General features: G+C 73.1%; 15 protein-coding genes. 3 read left to right on the forward strand and 12 right to left on the reverse strand.

Annotation, left to right across the window (positions count from 1 at the left end; genetic code table 11):
- Positions 1 to 48: 48 nt before the first annotated feature.
- Together EDD29_RS30400 and EDD29_RS30405 are read right to left on the reverse strand one after the other, a co-directional pair.
- Positions 49 to 684, reverse strand: a complete 636-nt coding sequence (locus EDD29_RS30400) for a hypothetical protein (RefSeq protein ID WP_123667739.1) — start codon at positions 682 to 684, stop codon at positions 49 to 51.
- Positions 685 to 868: 184 nt separating this feature from the next.
- Entirely contained in the window at positions 869 to 1,306 is a 438-nt protein-coding gene (locus tag EDD29_RS30405) for a MarR family transcriptional regulator (protein ID WP_246053084.1), read from the reverse strand.
- Positions 1,307 to 1,391: 85 nt separating this feature from the next.
- Between EDD29_RS30405 and EDD29_RS30410 the strand changes: the two genes are divergently transcribed.
- The gene (locus EDD29_RS30410) at positions 1,392 to 2,867 is read left to right on the forward strand and encodes an MFS transporter (protein WP_123667741.1); all 1,476 of its coding nucleotides are present in this window, start codon (positions 1,392 to 1,394) and stop codon (positions 2,865 to 2,867) included.
- A gap of 244 nt (positions 2,868 to 3,111) precedes the next feature.
- Here EDD29_RS30410 and EDD29_RS30415 read toward each other — a convergent pair whose 3' ends face one another.
- The 3 genes from EDD29_RS30415 to EDD29_RS30425 form a co-directional block, all read right to left on the reverse strand.
- A complete protein-coding gene (locus EDD29_RS30415; RefSeq protein ID WP_170201646.1) occupies positions 3,112 to 4,146 on the reverse strand; it encodes a WD40 repeat domain-containing protein in 1,035 nt (344 codons plus the stop codon).
- A gap of 139 nt (positions 4,147 to 4,285) precedes the next feature.
- Positions 4,286 to 5,746, reverse strand: a complete 1,461-nt coding sequence (locus EDD29_RS30420; protein WP_211360011.1) for a DHA2 family efflux MFS transporter permease subunit — start codon at positions 5,744 to 5,746, stop codon at positions 4,286 to 4,288.
- Positions 5,739 to 6,359 carry an NADPH-dependent FMN reductase gene (locus EDD29_RS30425; RefSeq protein WP_123667743.1) on the reverse strand — a complete coding sequence of 207 codons (621 nt, stop codon included), beginning with the start codon at positions 6,357 to 6,359 and terminating at the stop codon, positions 5,739 to 5,741. Before EDD29_RS30425 ends, EDD29_RS30420 begins: the two co-directional genes overlap by 8 nt.
- 127 nt (positions 6,360 to 6,486) lie before the next feature.
- Here EDD29_RS30425 and EDD29_RS30430 point away from each other — a divergent pair, with 127 nt between their 5' ends.
- Positions 6,487 to 7,149, forward strand: coding sequence for a TetR/AcrR family transcriptional regulator (locus EDD29_RS30430; protein WP_211360013.1), 663 nt, complete (start codon positions 6,487 to 6,489; stop codon positions 7,147 to 7,149).
- Between the two features lie 57 nt (positions 7,150 to 7,206).
- Here EDD29_RS30430 and EDD29_RS30435 read toward each other — a convergent pair whose 3' ends face one another.
- The 7 genes from EDD29_RS30435 to EDD29_RS30465 all read right to left on the reverse strand — a co-directional run bounded on the left by EDD29_RS30435 (position 7,207) and on the right by EDD29_RS30465 (position 14,022).
- Positions 7,207 to 7,563, reverse strand: a complete 357-nt coding sequence (locus tag EDD29_RS30435; RefSeq protein WP_123667745.1) for a VOC family protein — start codon at positions 7,561 to 7,563, stop codon at positions 7,207 to 7,209.
- A gap of 101 nt (positions 7,564 to 7,664) precedes the next feature.
- A complete protein-coding gene (locus EDD29_RS30440) occupies positions 7,665 to 8,294 on the reverse strand; it encodes a neocarzinostatin apoprotein domain-containing protein (protein ID WP_123667746.1) in 630 nt (209 codons plus the stop codon).
- Positions 8,291 to 8,881 carry a neocarzinostatin apoprotein domain-containing protein gene (locus EDD29_RS30445; protein WP_123667747.1) on the reverse strand — a complete coding sequence of 197 codons (591 nt, stop codon included), beginning with the start codon at positions 8,879 to 8,881 and terminating at the stop codon, positions 8,291 to 8,293. Before EDD29_RS30445 ends, EDD29_RS30440 begins: the two co-directional genes overlap by 4 nt.
- Complete coding sequence (locus tag EDD29_RS30450; RefSeq protein ID WP_123667748.1) at positions 8,878 to 10,539, reverse strand: P-loop NTPase family protein; 1,662 nt, start codon at positions 10,537 to 10,539, stop codon at positions 8,878 to 8,880. Before EDD29_RS30450 ends, EDD29_RS30445 begins: the two co-directional genes overlap by 4 nt.
- The gene (locus tag EDD29_RS30455; protein WP_123667749.1) at positions 10,526 to 11,647 is read right to left on the reverse strand and encodes a hypothetical protein; all 1,122 of its coding nucleotides are present in this window, start codon (positions 11,645 to 11,647) and stop codon (positions 10,526 to 10,528) included. The genes EDD29_RS30450 and EDD29_RS30455 overlap by 14 nt, the downstream gene beginning before the upstream one ends.
- The gene (locus EDD29_RS30460) at positions 11,644 to 12,612 is read right to left on the reverse strand and encodes a WxL protein peptidoglycan domain-containing protein (RefSeq protein WP_123667750.1); all 969 of its coding nucleotides are present in this window, start codon (positions 12,610 to 12,612) and stop codon (positions 11,644 to 11,646) included. The genes EDD29_RS30455 and EDD29_RS30460 overlap by 4 nt, the downstream gene beginning before the upstream one ends.
- 96 nt (positions 12,613 to 12,708) lie before the next feature.
- A complete protein-coding gene (locus tag EDD29_RS30465; RefSeq protein WP_148086145.1) occupies positions 12,709 to 14,022 on the reverse strand; it encodes a WxL domain-containing protein in 1,314 nt (437 codons plus the stop codon).
- Positions 14,023 to 14,192: 170 nt separating this feature from the next.
- On the opposite strand from EDD29_RS30465, the gene EDD29_RS30470 reads away from it, so the two are divergent.
- On the forward strand, positions 14,193 to 14,849 hold the full coding sequence (locus EDD29_RS30470; RefSeq protein ID WP_123667752.1) for a class E sortase: 657 nt from the start codon (positions 14,193 to 14,195) through the stop codon (positions 14,847 to 14,849).
- Positions 14,850 to 14,994 lie beyond the last annotated feature (145 nt).

A 14,994-nucleotide genomic window follows, 5' to 3' on the forward strand; every position in this document is an offset into this window, starting at 1 on the left:
GGCCGGGCCTTCAGGTCGTTCCGCCTTGAGGGGAGGCGGAACAGGTGCTCACCTCAGGCGGGGGTCGATGGTCTGGAGCCAGTGGGTGAGGTGGGTGTCCTGGTCGTCGGGGGTGCCGATTTCGGAGGGGTCGGCGGCGGCCAGCAGGTCGAGGAAGTCGTCGGAGGAGACGGGGCTTCCCGGGCGGAGGATCACGACGAGGTGGCGGGTGTCGGGGAGGGACGGGCGGCAGCGGTGGACGTCGCGGCGGGCGCCGTTGACCAGGAGGCGGAGGTCCTGCCTGGCGGCGGCTCGGCAGAGCTGCTGGAAGGCGCCGAAGAGGTCGTCGCCGAGGGCCAGGATCGTGGGACGGTGCCGGAAGCCGGATTCCAGCTGGAAGGTCACCGTCCACGGATCGCTTCCGGTCACCGTCACCTCGGCGTTCTTGAGGGCGCCGCCGTGCAGGACGGTGATGGGGACCGGCATTCCTGCGACGAGGGGACCCCACCGATTGCCCCCGTCCGGATATCTCAGGAAGCGCGTCCGGCACACGTCGCATCCCCAGCGCTCGAGTTCGCCGTGGAAGCAGCCCGCGGAGACGTATCCGGGCGGCGGGACGACGATCGCCGGGTAGCTCTGGAAGAACAGCCGCTTGACCCGCCCGTCTTCGCACACGGGGCACGGCACGCCGTCCTCCCAGCCCATCGCGGGCTCCTCTCAGGGGATGCGCCGAGGCGCCGCGAGCGCTCGAATGATCCCGAGATCAGGGCCGCCACGGGATCGCCGTGCCGTCCCGCGCGACAGGGGCGAGGCGCGTACCCCCACGCTAGGGATCCGGCCTCCCGCCCGGCAGGGCCCGGTGTCCCCGGGCTTCCGGGACGCGTCCGGGTCAGCGGGTGGGGCGGAGGGCGGCGAGGGCCTGGCCGAAGAACTCCTCGACGACGGAGCGGTGGGCCGGGCGGGCGTCGGACCAGCGGGTGCGACCGGAGTCGGTGAGCTGGACGGAGATGGCGCGGCGGTCCTCGCTGCACATCGAGCGCTCCACCAGGCCCTCCTTCTCCAGGCGGGCGACGGCGCGCGACAGGGCGCTCTGGGTGAGGTGGACGGCCTCGCCGAGCTCCTGCATCTTCATGCACACGTCGGCGCGCTCGGCCAGCCGGTCGAGGATCTCGAACTCGCTCATGCCCACGCCGTAGCCCTCGTGGAGCACCTTGTCGAGGCGGCAGGAGGCGCCGGAGACGCGGCGGGCCATCTCACGCCACTCCGCGACGGGCTCGGCGACGGGCTCCGCCGCTGCTTCTGCAACCGGTTCCACTACCTCGCTCACGCCGCGACCATACCATGCGCCAGAATCTTATGCAAACACATTAAATGCTTGCGCATTCAATGCGCGCGCATGTAGTTTCCTCGGCATGAGCGCTACCGACGCCGTGCACCGCACGGCCGTGCCCGACTCCTCCGATGACTCCCCTCGGCTCACCCCGCGCCTGTGGGGCGTGCTGCTCGTCCTGTCCACGGTCCTGTTCCTGGACGGGCTCGACACCTCGATGGTCGGCGTCACGCTGCCCGCCATCCAGGCCGACCTGGGCATGTCCACCTCAGCGCTCCAATGGATCGTCAGCGCCTACGTCCTGGGCTACGGCGGCCTGCTCCTGCTCGGCGGACGCACCGCCGATCTCCTCGGCCGCCGCCGCGTGCTGCTCGTCGCGCTCGCCGTGTTCGCCGCCGCGTCACTGCTCAGCGTCTTCACCGACAGCGGCACCGTGCTCATCGCCACCCGCTTCATCAAGGGGCTGGCCGCCGCGTTCACCGCGCCCGCAGGCCTGTCGATCCTCACCACGACCTTCGCCGAAGGCCCGGTGCGCAACAAGGCGCTGGGCATCTACACCGTCTTCGGCGCCAGCGGGTTCTCCTCCGGCCTGATCCTGGGCGGCGTCCTGTCCACCCTCGACTGGCGCGCGGTGTTCCTGCTGCCGGCCCCGATCGCGCTGATCGCCTTGGTGGCCGGCTGGAAGCTGATCCCGCGCTCCGCCGAGCGCGCCGAGGGCGGCCACGATCTGCTCGGCGCCGTCACCGCCACCGCCGCGCTGCTCCTGTTGGTGTTCACCCTGGTCAGCGCGCCAGAGGCGGGCTGGCTCTCGGTCCGCACGCTCGGCTCGTTCGCCCTGGTGGTCGCGCTGGCGGTCGCGTTCGTGGTCACCGAACGCCGGGTGCGCCACCCGCTGGTGCCGCTGTCGATCTTCCGCAACGGCCTGCTGGTCCGCGCGAACCTCACCGCGATGACGGTCTTCGGCTCCTACGCCGCCTTCCAGTTCCTCGCCGCCCTCTACCTCCAGACGGTGCTGGGCTGGTCGGCGCTGGAGATGGCGCTGGCGCTACTGCCCGCGGGCCTGATCGTGGCGCTGTCCGGGCCGGTCATGGGCCGGCTCATCACCCGGTACGGCCCGACGCGCCTGGTGCCGCTCGGCATGGTCGCCTTCGTGCTGGCCTACACGCTGTTCCTGCGGGCCGGCGCCGAGCCCGACCTCGGCACCGTCATCCTGCCCACGGCGGTGCTCCTGGGCTTCGGCTTCGCCCTGGCGTTCAGCTCGCTCAACGCCCAGGCCACCACCGGTGTCCCGGACGACGAGCAGGGCCTGGCCTCCGGCCTGGTGCAGACCTCCTTCCAGATCGGCGGCGCGGTGGTGCTGGCCGTGACCAGCGCGGTCGTCTCGCGCACTCCGATCGAGCCCCACGTGCTGCCCTCCAGCTTCCGTCCGGCGCTGCTGTTCGTCATCGCCGCGGTGGTGCTGGGACTGACGGCGGCGCTCAGCGCCTGGCTCAGGTCCCCGGCGCCCCGCGCCGAGGCCGAGCCAGAGCGGGTCCGGGAGCTGGAGTTGGTCCCATGAGCCGATGAGCCGCGCCCTCGCGGGGGCCGTTCCACGCGGACGGCTCCCCGCCGGCCGTCTGCCGGCAGCGCGGGAAGGCGTCCGAGCGCTTCAGGATGCGCGTCGTCGCCGGAAGGCAGGAGATCCTCCTTCCCCGGAGGCAGGACCGGCGGTCGTCCTTCCCTGACGCTGGTCAGCTGGTCGGCTGGTCGGCTGGTCGGCTGGTCGGCTGGTCGGCTGGTCGGCTGGTCGGCTGGTCGGCTGGTCATGGTCGCCAGAGGGTGGCCGTGCCGTCGTGGGAGGTGGTGGCCAGGCGGGTTCCGTCGGGGCTGAAGGCGACGGCCCTGACGGTGTCGGTGTGGGGTTCGAGCAGGGCTCCGGCGGGGGCGCCCGTCTCGGTGTTCCAGAGGCGGAGCCGACCCTTGGCGAAGCCGGTGGCGAGGGTCCTCCCGTCGGGCGTGAGGGCCACCGACGCGGGATCGTCGCCGGTCTCGATGGAGCGGACTTCGCGCAGGTTCGAGGCGGGATCGAGGAGGACGACATCGGTGGCGGTGGCGACGGCGAGGGTCTCGCCGTCCAGGGCGAGCGACATCGCCGCGACGTCGGAGGAGCCCTTCCAGGTGGCGAGGGGGCCGAACCCGGGGTCTGCCGGGACCGCGAGACGGCGCGGGTCCGCGGTGTTCCACAGAAGGACGCCGTCCGGAGTCGCGGTGGCGAGAGTCCTGCCGTCCGGGCGGAACCCCACCTCGATCAGGGGGCTCGCGTGGTGGAGGGCCCAGCCGGAGTCCGTTCCGCTCGCCGGATCCCAGACACGCGCGTTGGTGTCCTCATCGCCGGTGATGAGGGTTCCGCCGTCCGGGCTGAACGCCAGGGAGACGACGGCGCGGGACCAGGCGGCGCTCAGCTCGCCGGTCCGGGCGCGCCGGGCGACGTCCCACAACTCGACGTCGTAACCCTCTCCCCTGGCGATGGCGAGCGTCGCGCCGTCCGGGCTGAACTCGACGGCGAAGACCGTACCCCCCAGGGTGATCGGCGCGCCGTTCGCCTTTCCCGTGACCGCGTCCCACAGGAGAACCGTTCCGTCCCACCCGCCGGTCGCCAGCAGCCCGCTGTCGGGGCTGAAGGCCGTGCACGAGACGTTGCCGGTGTGCCCGGCGAGCGCGTTCACCCGCACCGGCGTCCGCTCCCATCGTGGGCTCTCGTCACCGGACCAGGGAGCGTCGCAGCCCGTCACGGCGGACAGTCCCGCCGCGCCCAGGCCGAGCAGGACGGAACGGCGGGAGACGACGGGCGGACGCATCGGACCTCGCAGTGCGGACACAAGCGCCGGGCGGGCGCCAAGACATGCTTCCGACGCTAGGGAGCGGGGGCACCCGCCCGGCAGGGCCCACGGTCCCATGGCCTCCGGGACCGGACCCGGGGCCCGGTCCCTGCGCGGTTCAGGACGCGTGTCCCGTCGGGAGGACGGACGGTCTCCCCTCCGGCTGCTCCGGAGCTCCCGTGCGCCCTCCTTCTGCGGGCGGTGCCTCGCGGCGGCCCGGCAGGAACAGCGCGGGGATCACCGCAAGGGCCAGCAGCGCCACCGCGAACCAGTAGGCGTGCCGGAAGTCCGCCGGACCGGCCGCGGCGACCTCCCCGCCGGCCCGCGAGGCCAGCAGCACCGACATGAGGGCGGTGCCCGAGGCCGAGCCGACCTGCATGACGATGGAGAGCGTGGTGCTGCCCGAGGGCATGTCGGCCGGGGCGAGCCCGCGGACGGCCGTGGTGTTCGTCGGCATGAGCACCATCCCCACGCCGACGCCCATCAGCATGAGGGCCGCGCACAGGCCGGGATAGGGGGTCTCCGGCCCCAGCCGGACGGCGAAGAGGGCGAGCCCCGAGGCGGCGATGAGCGCGCCCGAGGCGATGAGCAGCCGGGGCGAGACCCGGTCGACCAGGCGCGTGGCGACCTGCATGGACAGGCCCACCGCGAGCGCCAGCGGGATGCCCAGGAGGCCGGCCTGCGTCGCGCTCAGCCCGCGCGCGCTCTGGAAGTACATCGGGGCCAGCAGCATCGAGCCGAAGTAGGCGCAGGGGAAGAGCGTCACCGTCGCCATGCCGGCCGCGTAGGTGCGGTCTCGGAAGAGGTCGAGGCGCAGAAGCGGATGCCGGGCCGTGAGCGCTCGGACCGTGAACAGCGCGACGAGCACGATGCCCGCCGCCGTCGGCAGCAGCGCGAGCGGCCGGGTGAAGTCGCCGCCGGAGCCGCCCTCGGCGAGGCCGAAGATGAGCAGGGCCAACCCCGGCGAGAGGCTGAGCAGGCCCGGCACGTCCAGCGGCGGCCGGTCGGGCCGCGCGGTGTCGCGCGGCAGCAGGCGCAGGCCCAGCACGAAGGCCAGCACGCCGACCGGCAGGTTCACCAGGAAGATCCAGCGCCACGACGCGGCGTCGATGAGCCAGCCGCCGAGCACCGGGCCGGTGGCCGGCCCGAGCAGCACCGGCAGTCCGAGCACCGCCATCACCCGGCCCATCCGCGCCGGGTCGGCCAGCCGCATGGCCATGGCCATCCCGACGGGCACGAGCAGGCCGCCGCCCAGCCCCTGCACGACCCGCAGCGCGACGAGCGCGGGCACCGACGGCGCCAGGGCGGCCAGCCCGGAGCCGCACGCGAACAGGACGATCGCGGTCAGGTAGACGCGGCGGGCGCCGAACCGGGCCATGACCCACGACGTCAGCGGCACCGCGGCCGACAGGGCCAGCGTGTACCCGGTGGCGATCCACTGGACGTCCTGGACGGGCGCGTCGAACGCCTCGGCCAGCGGGAACATCGCGACGTTGACGATGGTCACGTCGAGCACGGCCATGATCGAGCCGATGACGACGACGGTGAGCAGCCCGCCCAGGCCGCGCCGGTCAGCCACCGTACGGCCGCTCGGCGCGGGCGGTCCGCAGCGCGCGGCCCCACCAGACGAGCTGGTCGGCCATGCCCTTGGCCGCGCCCTCGCAGATCTGGGCGTCCTTCGGGAGACCGTCGGGGCCTAGCCCGGACCAGGGACCGTGCAGACTGACGGAGTCGCGCACGGTCACCGCGTGCAGTTCGGCGAAGACCAGGCGCAGCTGCTCCACGGCGCGCAGCCCGCCGCTGAGGCCCCCGTAGGAGACGAAGCCGACGGGCTTGGCCTGCCATTCGCCGTGGAACCTGTCGATGAGGTTCTTCAGCGCGGCCGGGAAGCTGTGGTTGTACTCGGGCGTCACCACGACGAACGCCTCTGCGGCCGCCAGCCGGGCGCGGACGGCGGCGAGCGCGCCGCGGGTCTCCTCGGGGTGCTCGGGCAGCCCGTCCCAGCCGGGCATGGCGGCCGGCAGGTCGAGGTCGGCGACGTCGATGACGTCCAGGGCGAGGTCGGTGCGGGCGCCGACGTGCTCGGTGAACCAGGCGGCGACGGACGGGCCGGAGCGCCCGCCGCGGGCGCTGCCGACGATGACGACGGTGCGGAGCACGGCGTCCGCGCCTGGCCCGGTGGTCTCGGGCATGGAGGGTCCCCCTCGGTTCTCGGGTGGGCCTCGGCGGCCCACGTCATAAAAGTACAATGTTCATTGCAGAAAATGCAATGGCTATTGTAGTTAGCGACGCGCACCGAGGATGGGAGACGATGCCGGGATGAGCACGGGAGAGACGCAGGCGCCGCGCCGGGGCCGGGCGGCGAAGGCCGAGGCGATGATGAACGCGGCGTGCGAGGTCTTCGGGCGGGACGGCTACACCCGCGCGGGCATGGAGGCGATCGCCGCCGAGGCGGGGGTCTCCACGCGCACGGTCTACAACCACTTCGCGGGCGGCAAGGCCGAGCTGTTCGGCGCGGTCATGGCCTGGAGCTCGGCCCGCGTCCGGGACGAGCAGCTCGCGCTGCTGCACCGCTACCTCGACCCCGAGCGCCCGCCCCGCCCCGCGGACCTGGAGCGCGATCTGATCCTCCTCGCCCGCTCCTGGACCGCCCTGATGACGCGCTTCCCCGCGCACTTCGCCATGGTCCGCCAGATCCAGGCGGAGATCGGGCACATCCCCGCCGAGGTCCGCGAGACCTGGCAGGACGAAGGCCCCCGCACCGTCGTGCGCGAGTCCTCCCGGGTCTTCGCCGCGCTGGCCGGCCACGGCCTGCTCGACGCGCACGGCGACCCGGCCCGCACCGCCCGCCACTTCGCCCTGCTCACCTCGGGCGAGCTCTCCCAGCTCACCTTCTGGGGCTCCGCCCCCCTCCCCGAAGCCGAGGCCGCAGAGGTCATCACCGCCGGCGTCCGCGCCTTCCTGCGCGCCTACGCTCCTTGACCCGCGCCCCGGCATCGCGCCGGGCGCTCCGGATGGGACCGAACCGGGAGAGGGCGGTCAGGCCGGTTGCCAGAGCTCGATGCGGTTGCCCTCGGGGTCGGTGACCCAGCCGAACCGGCCGACGCCCTCCATGTCCTGGGTTTCGGCGGCGACGTCGGCGCCCTTGGCGCGCAGCTGGGTGAGCATCGCGTCGAGGTCGCGGACCCGGAAGTTGAGCATGCTCCCCTGGGTGCGGGACCCGAAGTAGTCGGTGTCGGACGCGAACGCCGCGAACACCGTCGGCCCGGCCTCCTGACGCCACAGGCCGGATCGCTCGTCGGCGTCCAGGCCCAGGCAGTCGCGGTACCAGGCGCTCAGGGTCTCCGGATCGGCGGCCCGCAGGAAGTATCCACCGATTCCCAGCACACGTTCCATACCGCCATCCTGCCAGGACCCCCGAAGGAGACGGTGCGGAAGAAGGGGAGGCCCCGATCCCGGTGGGATCGGGGCCTCGTTTCCTGAGAGCGGAGGAGCCGTCAGGAGTCGGCGGAGGTGCGGCGGCGCGGGAGGAGGAACAGGAGCGCGGCGCCGCCGATGACGAGGGCGGAGGCGGCGAGGGCGAAGGTGGGGATGCCGTCGGGGCTGCCGGTCTGCGGGAGGGTGCCGTCGCCGGTCCCCGTACCAGTGCCGGTCCCCGTACCGGTGCCGGTGCCGGTGCCGGTCCCCGTGCCGTTGCCCGTCCCCGTGCCGGAGCCGCCGCCGAAGGTCAGGGAGACCTTGGTGATGATCTGGCTCGGGTTCATCAGGCTGGTGACCCCGATGATGCAGGTGCCGGCGACGGTGCAGTCCTTGCCGCCGACCGACTTCACCAGAGTGATCTTGTTGCCCTTGGCGGGCGCGACCCACTTGCCGCTCGCGTCGGCCTTGCCGAGCAGCGAACCGCTGAGGTTGCAGTCGTTCGGGCCCTTCACCGCGGTGAGGCACTGGCCGACGGCGACCGAGGCGAGGTTGGGCTCGAGGCCGGTGAGTGAGTTGATGGTGATGACCTCGCCGACCGCGAGGCCCGTCGTTTTGCTCATGCTCAACTGCGCCGCGGCGGCGGAGGCGCTCGGCGCGAAGAGGAGCACGGCCGCGCCGGTGAGCGCGGCGAGCTTGCTGATCTTCATTTGATCCTCCTGAGTGACTGGTTCCTGGCGGCGACGACGGTGACGGCCACGAGCGCGAGGAACGTGACCGCCCACAAGAGGACCGAGGGCCCGGCGACGCCGTCCGGGTCTGATTCGGCAGCGTCAGACGCGCCTGGCAGCGCCGCCTCGGTGGGGGTGAACGTGGCGCCCTCGAACATGAGCGGCACCTTCACGATGTTGGCCTTGTAGACGCTCGACGGCACCTGGTCGGGGATCGGCCCGGCGCCGATGACGCACTGCTGCTTGAGGCAGTCGAAGTCCTTGAACTGCGTGTGCAGCTCAAGGGTGATCTTCTCGAGGTTTCCCTTGGCGTCGGCGGTGACGAACTTGGCCCCGTGGTCGAGGTCGCAGTGGTCGAGGCCGTTGGTGTAGTTCTCGATGCAGGGGCCGACGGCGATCCCCTGGAGGCCCGGCTTGAAGCCGCTGCCCTCCACGGTGATGGTCTGGCCCTCGGTGAGGCCCTCGGTCGCGCTGACCGTCAGCTTGGCGCCCTCCGCCGCGGCGGCGGGTCCGGTCAGGGGCAGCGCCAGCGCGGCCACGAGCGCGAGGAGCGGAATGCTTCTCATGATCGTCCTTGGTCCAGGCTCTCGGTGAGCTCTTCTTCGGTCGGCGCGACGAGTTCGGCGTCGACACGGCCCTTCTTGAGCAGGTGCGTGCGCGCGCCGAGCCCCGCGGCGAGTGGCACCGGCGGTTCGGCGAGCACCACGACCGCGCCCTTGGCGGCGAGGCCGGACAGCACGGGGCCGAGCGACGGCGCGCAGTACTGGGCGTCGACGAGCAGGACCCGCGGCTCGCGCAGCAGCGCCTCGGCGAGGCCCAGCAGGAGGCCCGCCATCCCGTCGAGCCCCGCGACGGGTTCGTCGCGCCGCTCGGCGAGCGCCGGGAACACCTCGAGGACCTGACGGGCCCGCCACGGCTCGGTCGCGTCGGCGAGCCGTTCGGCGACGGTCCGCCCGTCCCCGTCGGCGACGACCGGGGCCCGGTGGGCGAGCCCGAGGTCGACCCGCCGGGCGGCGGGCAGCCGGGTCAGGTCGGCCCCGTCGGAGAGCAGCCTGCCGCCTCCGGCCGGGACGGTCCCGGCGACGAGTCCGAGGATCGAGCGGGAGCCCTTGCCGTAGAAGGCGAGGACGTCGCCGGGCCGGGCGGCGAGGCTGATGCCGTCGATCGCGCGGTCCCGGTCGCTGAGCCGCCACATCAGCAGGGGCGGCCCGTCCTGCTCGGCGGGCGGGGTGAGGCGCAGTTCGAGCAGGGCGAGCGCGAGGATCGGCAGGGCGCAGAGCGTCAGCGCGGTGCCCGATCCGGCGAACGTCCGCAGCAGCGGGTCGGCGCCGTAGGCGAGCAGGCCGCCGAGCAGCGCGAACGACGCGGTGAGCGCGGCGCCGCGGCCCGCGGTCTGCCGGTCGAGCACGGCGAGCGCCGCGATGGACGCGCCGAAGGCGACCGCGACGCCCACGCCGAGGAGCGGCGCGTTCGGGCCCGTCGCGGTGAGCACGAGGCCGCCCGCGGCGAGGATGAGCAGGGACGCGATGTCGCCGATCGCGCGGCCGAGGGGGTAGGCCAGGGCGCAGCCGACGGCGACGGCGGCGAGCAGCGCCACCATCTGGTCGGTGCCGAAGAGCTCGAAGCGGAACATCCACAGCCGCAGGGCGGGCAGGATGACCGCGCCGAGCGCCCAGCCGACCGCCGCGTAGGCGGGCAGCATCCGCCGCACCGGCCGCGAGTCCGACGGCGCGGGCGGCGCCCCCGGCACGAAGATCCCGGCGACGAGGGCGAGCGCCCCGGCGACGCCGAGACCGTTGAGCGGGTCGGTGGCGAACACCGCGGCGATGACCACCGCGAAGGCGACGCCGACGAGGCCCGCGTGGCCCGCCCGCCGGCCGGGCCCGCCGCGGGTGAGCGCGAGGAGCGTCGGCGCGCAGGCCGCGACGACCATGACGAAGGTGGCGAAGACCGGGATCTCCGGCACGACGGCCATGAGCAGCAGCGAGAGCCCCGGCACCAGCGCGACCGTGTGCCGGAACCCGGCGCGGTGCTTGGCCTTGAGCAGGAGCGGCGCGAGCGCCATGCCGAGGAGCAGGCCCGTGGCGGCCATGTAGCCGACGACCTGGCCGGGGATGCCGACCTCGGTGCCGAGGCCGTCGCCGAGCAGGACGAGCGAGGCCAGGCCGAGCGGGGCGACGGCCGCCGAGCCGACGAGCCGGGAGCGGCGATCAGCGCGGCTCATCGGGGCCTCCTTCGGGGGTCGAGGGGTACGAGAGGTCGTCGGGCGGCGGGAGCGGCGCGGTGGCGTCGTCGACCGCGAGGAACCTGTCGAGTGCCGCGGGGTCGAGCAGCGGCGGCCCGTCCAGGTAGGTGAGCAGGGAGGCGCGGTCGATCACGAGGGTGTCGCCGGTGCCCGGTCTCGCGGTGCCGTCGAGGTGGGCGAGCAGCGCCGCCCGCTCGAGATGGCGCGGGGCCGCCGGAGCCGAGGCCGGGGGCGGCGAGGCGGAAGCGGCCCCGCGGGTCTGGGGGCGTCTGCGGCGGATCGCGGCGCGCACCCCGGCGATCAGGGCGAGCAGCGCGAGCAGGTTCAGGCCGAAGAGCAGGTAGGGGTAGGTGGTGAAGGAGACCTGGAAGTCGGTCTGCCCGGCGAACCTGCCGCCGACGACGAAGTCGCCGTAGGAGGCGGGCGGCAGCTCGATCGGCACCCGGAAGGTGGCGGTCGCGCCGGGCTCGATCGTGCCGGTGGGCGGCGCGGTGAGCGGCATGTCCGCCTTCTTGTCCGCGCCCCAGCCGACGACGAGGGGCGCGTCCTTCACCGGATCCGGCGCGTTGTTGCGGACGGTCAGCACGAGCGTCCTGCGGGTCTTCCAGCCGAACAGCTCGCTCCACGACCCGCCGCCGCGCAGCTGCGCGTCGACGAGGTCGATCCGGACGGGCTGGGCGTCCTTGACCACCGCGGACGTCGGATGCCCGAGCACGGTGAAGGGGACGTCGACGATCATCCGGTCGGCCTTGGCGGGGGTGGCCATCCGGATCACGCAGGGGCAGTCCACCGGGGGCGCCCCGATGGTGAGGCCGCCGGTGACGACCCCGTCGGGGCCGACCGGGGCGGTGACCGCGCCGGCCGCGTCGCAGTCGACGGAGCCGTTGACCGCGAGGCGTCCGCACACCGAGAGGTGCACCGACGTCCCGGCGGGCCAGCCCGCTCCCGTCACCTGGACGATCGTGCCGGGCGCGCCCTCGCCCGGCGACGCGCTGCCGCCGGGATCGGCCGAGGCCGGAACGGCCCAGCAGGTCAGCAGCGTCAGGACGCTCGCGGCCAGCGCGGCGAGCAGGCGGGGCCCGGTCATGCTCTTCTCCGAGCGGTGAGGCGGCGGCGCAGCCGGACGAGCAGGAGGGCTGCGAGCGCCAGGACGGTGACGGCGAGGACGGTCTGCCAGGGCAGGGTGGAGTAACCGGTGCGGGCGACGGACTGGACGCCCGTGCGGGTCGACAGCTCGGCCGTGACCGTCACCTTGTCGGCCGGGGGCGCGCCCGCCCACGGCAGTTCCAGGTCGAGTTTCTGGCCGGGCAGCAGTTCGGGGAGCGCCCGCTCGGAGAAGTCGCGCAGCACGCGCCCGAACAGGCCGGTCGCCTTGACGTGGATCGACGGGGTGAGCCGCACGTTGCCGACGTTGGCGATCGTGTACTTGATGACGGTCCCCTTCGGGCCGCCCCAGGGCAGTTCCGGCTTCGTGTTCTCCACCCGCAGCCCGTCGATCCGGACACCGGGCACGAGGGTGCCGCTGACCCGCAGGTAGACGCGGGCTCCGACGGCGCGGCGCAGCCCGATGTTGGCACCGCCCGCGTTCTCGGCCCGCTCGATCGCCTTGTTGGCCACGACGACGCCCCCGATGTGCTCGCCGGGGGTGGCGTTGTCGGGGATCGTCACGGTGAAGGGGACGTCGACGGCTTCGCCGGCCGGGACGTTGATCTCGTCGCCGCCGACCTTCGTCCACAGGCCGACGCCCGCCTGCGCCTCTTCGGGGGTGCGCAGGGCGAAGGCGCCGTCTCGCGGGGTGTTGTACCCGTCCGCCGGATACACCTGGAACGTCATCTTCTTCGCGGTGTGGTTCCAGACCCGGACGGTGTCGCGGATGACGTCGCCGGGGCGGCCTTCCAGGGAGAAGTACAGCCGGGGCGTCAGGGTCTTGCTGGTGGTCGCGGGGCCGACCGCCCAGGCGCCGTTTCCGGTCGGGGCGGGCTCGGCGTGCGCGGGAGCTCCCGGGAGCAGCGCGGCGCACAGGCCGAGGAGGGCGGCGATCACGCGTTTCATGGGGTCACTCCCTTCTGTGGCTCGACCCCGCCAGGCGGGCGCGTTCGCCCGGCGGGGAGTCTCGGGGGGCAGGGGGTCAGGGGGTCCGGCTTCGGGTCAGGAAAGGGTCAGCGTGAGGATCGCGTCGTACTCGCCCGCCGCCGTCGCGGCCGGGACGTTCAGGGACAGGTCGGCGCCCGCCTCGTAGGTGCCGCCGATCGGTCCCGCGGTGCTGTCGGCGGTGGAGCAGAGCAGAGCTCCGCCTTCGCCGAGCGCGCCCGGGCTGCCGGCGACGACCGGGGTCGACCCGGCCTGGGCGGCGCAGCGCGGGGTCCAGGTGAGGTTGCCCGCGGCGATGCTCGCGCCGGCCTGGCCCGTGAAGTCGGTGAGGGTGCCGATGAGGGTCCAGCCGGTGGAGGCGCCGCGCGCGTCGGCGATGGTGACGGCGCGCAGAGCTCCGGTCGCGGTCTTGTTGGTGCCGTCGAGGGTGACCGGGGTCAGCACGACCTCGCCCTGCTCCTTGGCGAGGGTGAGCGGCCCGCCGGTGACGGTCACGTTGACGTCCTGGGTGGTGCACTGGTCGGGTTCCTTGCCCGCGCAAGGGTCGACGGGCACCTCGGCGCTCTTCACCTGGATCGCGACGTACTTGGCGGTGCGGTCCCGGACGACCTTCAGCTTGTAGCCGCCGTCGGCGGTGCCCGCGGCGACGGTGGCGGAGCCGAGGAGGTCGCCCGCGTCGTCGATGGAGGCGGTCACGTCGGTGAGGCGCTCGCCCGTGCAGTCCTTGCCCTGGGCGTCGCACAGGTGGACCTCGACGGGGCCCTTCTTCCAGCCGGAGCCCTTCAGTGTGATCGGCGTGCCGGGCGCGACGGTGACGGGGTCGGCGAGCAGGGTCACCGGGGCGCTCTGGCCGCGGACCTTCAGGCTGTAGATGACGGCCGTCTTCTTCGGCGCGCAGTTGATGTCGACACTGAGGCCGAAGGACGTGGCGGTGATGACGAGCTTGCCCGGCTTGAACTTCACGGTGCCGCCCGCGGAGAGCGGCACGTCGGCCGACACCTCGCCGATGGGCAGCTTCTGGCCCTTGCGGACCGGGCCTTTGTGCTGCCCGCCCGTCATGTCGTAGGAGCCGGTCTGCGAGCCGGACGCCAGCAGCTTGACGGACGTGCTCCACCTCTCGATGTCAAGGGGGGCCACGGCTGGCAGCGGAGAGAAGTCCGCCTCTATCCTTGCGGTGTCACCGACCCCGGCCGGCGACGGCGGACCACTCGCCTTGATCTCCGCGACATAGGTGAACGTGTCGTTGAAGATCTTGCACTGGTAGGTGACGGTCCCGTCGGTCGCGATGGCGGGCTCGCCCGCGACCGCGGCCGCCGCCACCGCTGTCGCCCCGGCCATGACGGCCCGCAGCGCGGCCTGTCTCTTCATCACGGCAATGGGCTCCGTTGTTTCGCTGGGGGAAACGAAGTTTCGCAAGTGCGCCCTAGCGAACCGCTGTCAAGGGATCGGTGTCAAGGCCGGACCCCAAGGCGAAACGCAAACGTTTCATTCAACGGATCGCCGTTTCCCATTCGGGGGACATCCGGCTACCGTCCCTCGACATGCGCACCGTCGTACGCCTGGTCGCAGAGCTCTGCGTCACCGCCGGCCTCATCCTCGCCCTCTTCGTCGCGCACCTCGTCTGGGGCACCGACGACTACACGCGCAGAGCCCAGAAGGGACTCAACGACGACCTCGACGCGCTGTGGCGCAAGCAGACGACCGTCGCCGCCGCGCAGCAGCCGGGGAAGCCCAAGCTCGTGGCGGCCGCGCCCGACCGCGGCGACGCCTTCGCCGTGCTGCGGATCCCCCGTTTCCAGGACTGGCGGTACGCCGCCGTCGAGGGCGTCACCAACGCCGACCTCGCCAAGGGCCCCGGGCACTACCCGGGCACGCCCATGCCGGGCGAGAAGGGGAACAGCGTCTTCTCCGGCCACCGCACCACCTACGGGGCGCCGTTCAACCGGCTCGGCGAGCTGGTGCCGGGCGACCAGGTCCTCATCGACACCGCGACCAAGACCTACGTGTACCGGGTGACGGGGTCGAAGATCGTGCTGCCGAGCGACCTGTCGGTGATCGCGCCGGTCCCGGGCAAGCCCGGCGCGAAGCCGTCCAAGGCCTATCTGACGATGACGACCTGCCACCCGAAGTACTCGGCGGCCTACCGGCTCGTCATCTTCGCCGAGCTCGCGCGCACCGAACCCCGCGCGTCCGCCTGAGGAAACCGAGGCGAGACCGCCCCGAAACCCCTAGGAGACCCCACTCACCTTCCGCAACGTGTTCCCCACCGTGTAACGTCGTTTCCATTCGCGGTCCGGGACGCCCCCGGCGTCCGCCCCACCCCGCCGATAAGGAGCCGACCGA

The organism is Actinocorallia herbida (genome assembly GCF_003751225.1).
GTDB lineage: Bacteria > Actinomycetota > Actinomycetes > Streptosporangiales > Streptosporangiaceae > Actinocorallia > Actinocorallia herbida.

Bases quoted from the DNA above. Each gene is read 5' to 3' on its own strand.
- EDD29_RS30400 (WP_123667739.1), bottom strand. From the start codon at position 684: ATGGGCTGGGAGGACGGCGTGCCGTGCCCCGTGTGCGAAGACGGGCGG.
- EDD29_RS30410 (WP_123667741.1), top strand. From the start codon at position 1,392: ATGAGCGCTACCGACGCCGTGCACCGCACGGCCGTGCCCGACTCCTCC.
- EDD29_RS30415 (WP_170201646.1), bottom strand. From the start codon at position 4,146: ATGCGTCCGCCCGTCGTCTCCCGCCGTTCCGTCCTGCTCGGCCTGGGC.
- EDD29_RS30425 (WP_123667743.1), bottom strand. From the start codon at position 6,359: ATGCCCGAGACCACCGGGCCAGGCGCGGACGCCGTGCTCCGCACCGTC.
- EDD29_RS30430 (WP_211360013.1), top strand. From the start codon at position 6,487: ATGAGCACGGGAGAGACGCAGGCGCCGCGCCGGGGCCGGGCGGCGAAG.
- EDD29_RS30435 (WP_123667745.1), bottom strand. From the start codon at position 7,563: ATGGAACGTGTGCTGGGAATCGGTGGATACTTCCTGCGGGCCGCCGAT.
- EDD29_RS30440 (WP_123667746.1), bottom strand. From the start codon at position 8,294: ATGAAGATCAGCAAGCTCGCCGCGCTCACCGGCGCGGCCGTGCTCCTC.
- EDD29_RS30445 (WP_123667747.1), bottom strand. From the start codon at position 8,881: ATGAGAAGCATTCCGCTCCTCGCGCTCGTGGCCGCGCTGGCGCTGCCC.
- EDD29_RS30450 (WP_123667748.1), bottom strand. From the start codon at position 10,539: ATGAGCCGCGCTGATCGCCGCTCCCGGCTCGTCGGCTCGGCGGCCGTC.
- EDD29_RS30455 (WP_123667749.1), bottom strand. From the start codon at position 11,647: ATGACCGGGCCCCGCCTGCTCGCCGCGCTGGCCGCGAGCGTCCTGACG.
- EDD29_RS30460 (WP_123667750.1), bottom strand. From the start codon at position 12,612: ATGAAACGCGTGATCGCCGCCCTCCTCGGCCTGTGCGCCGCGCTGCTC.
- EDD29_RS30470 (WP_123667752.1), top strand. From the start codon at position 14,193: ATGCGCACCGTCGTACGCCTGGTCGCAGAGCTCTGCGTCACCGCCGGC.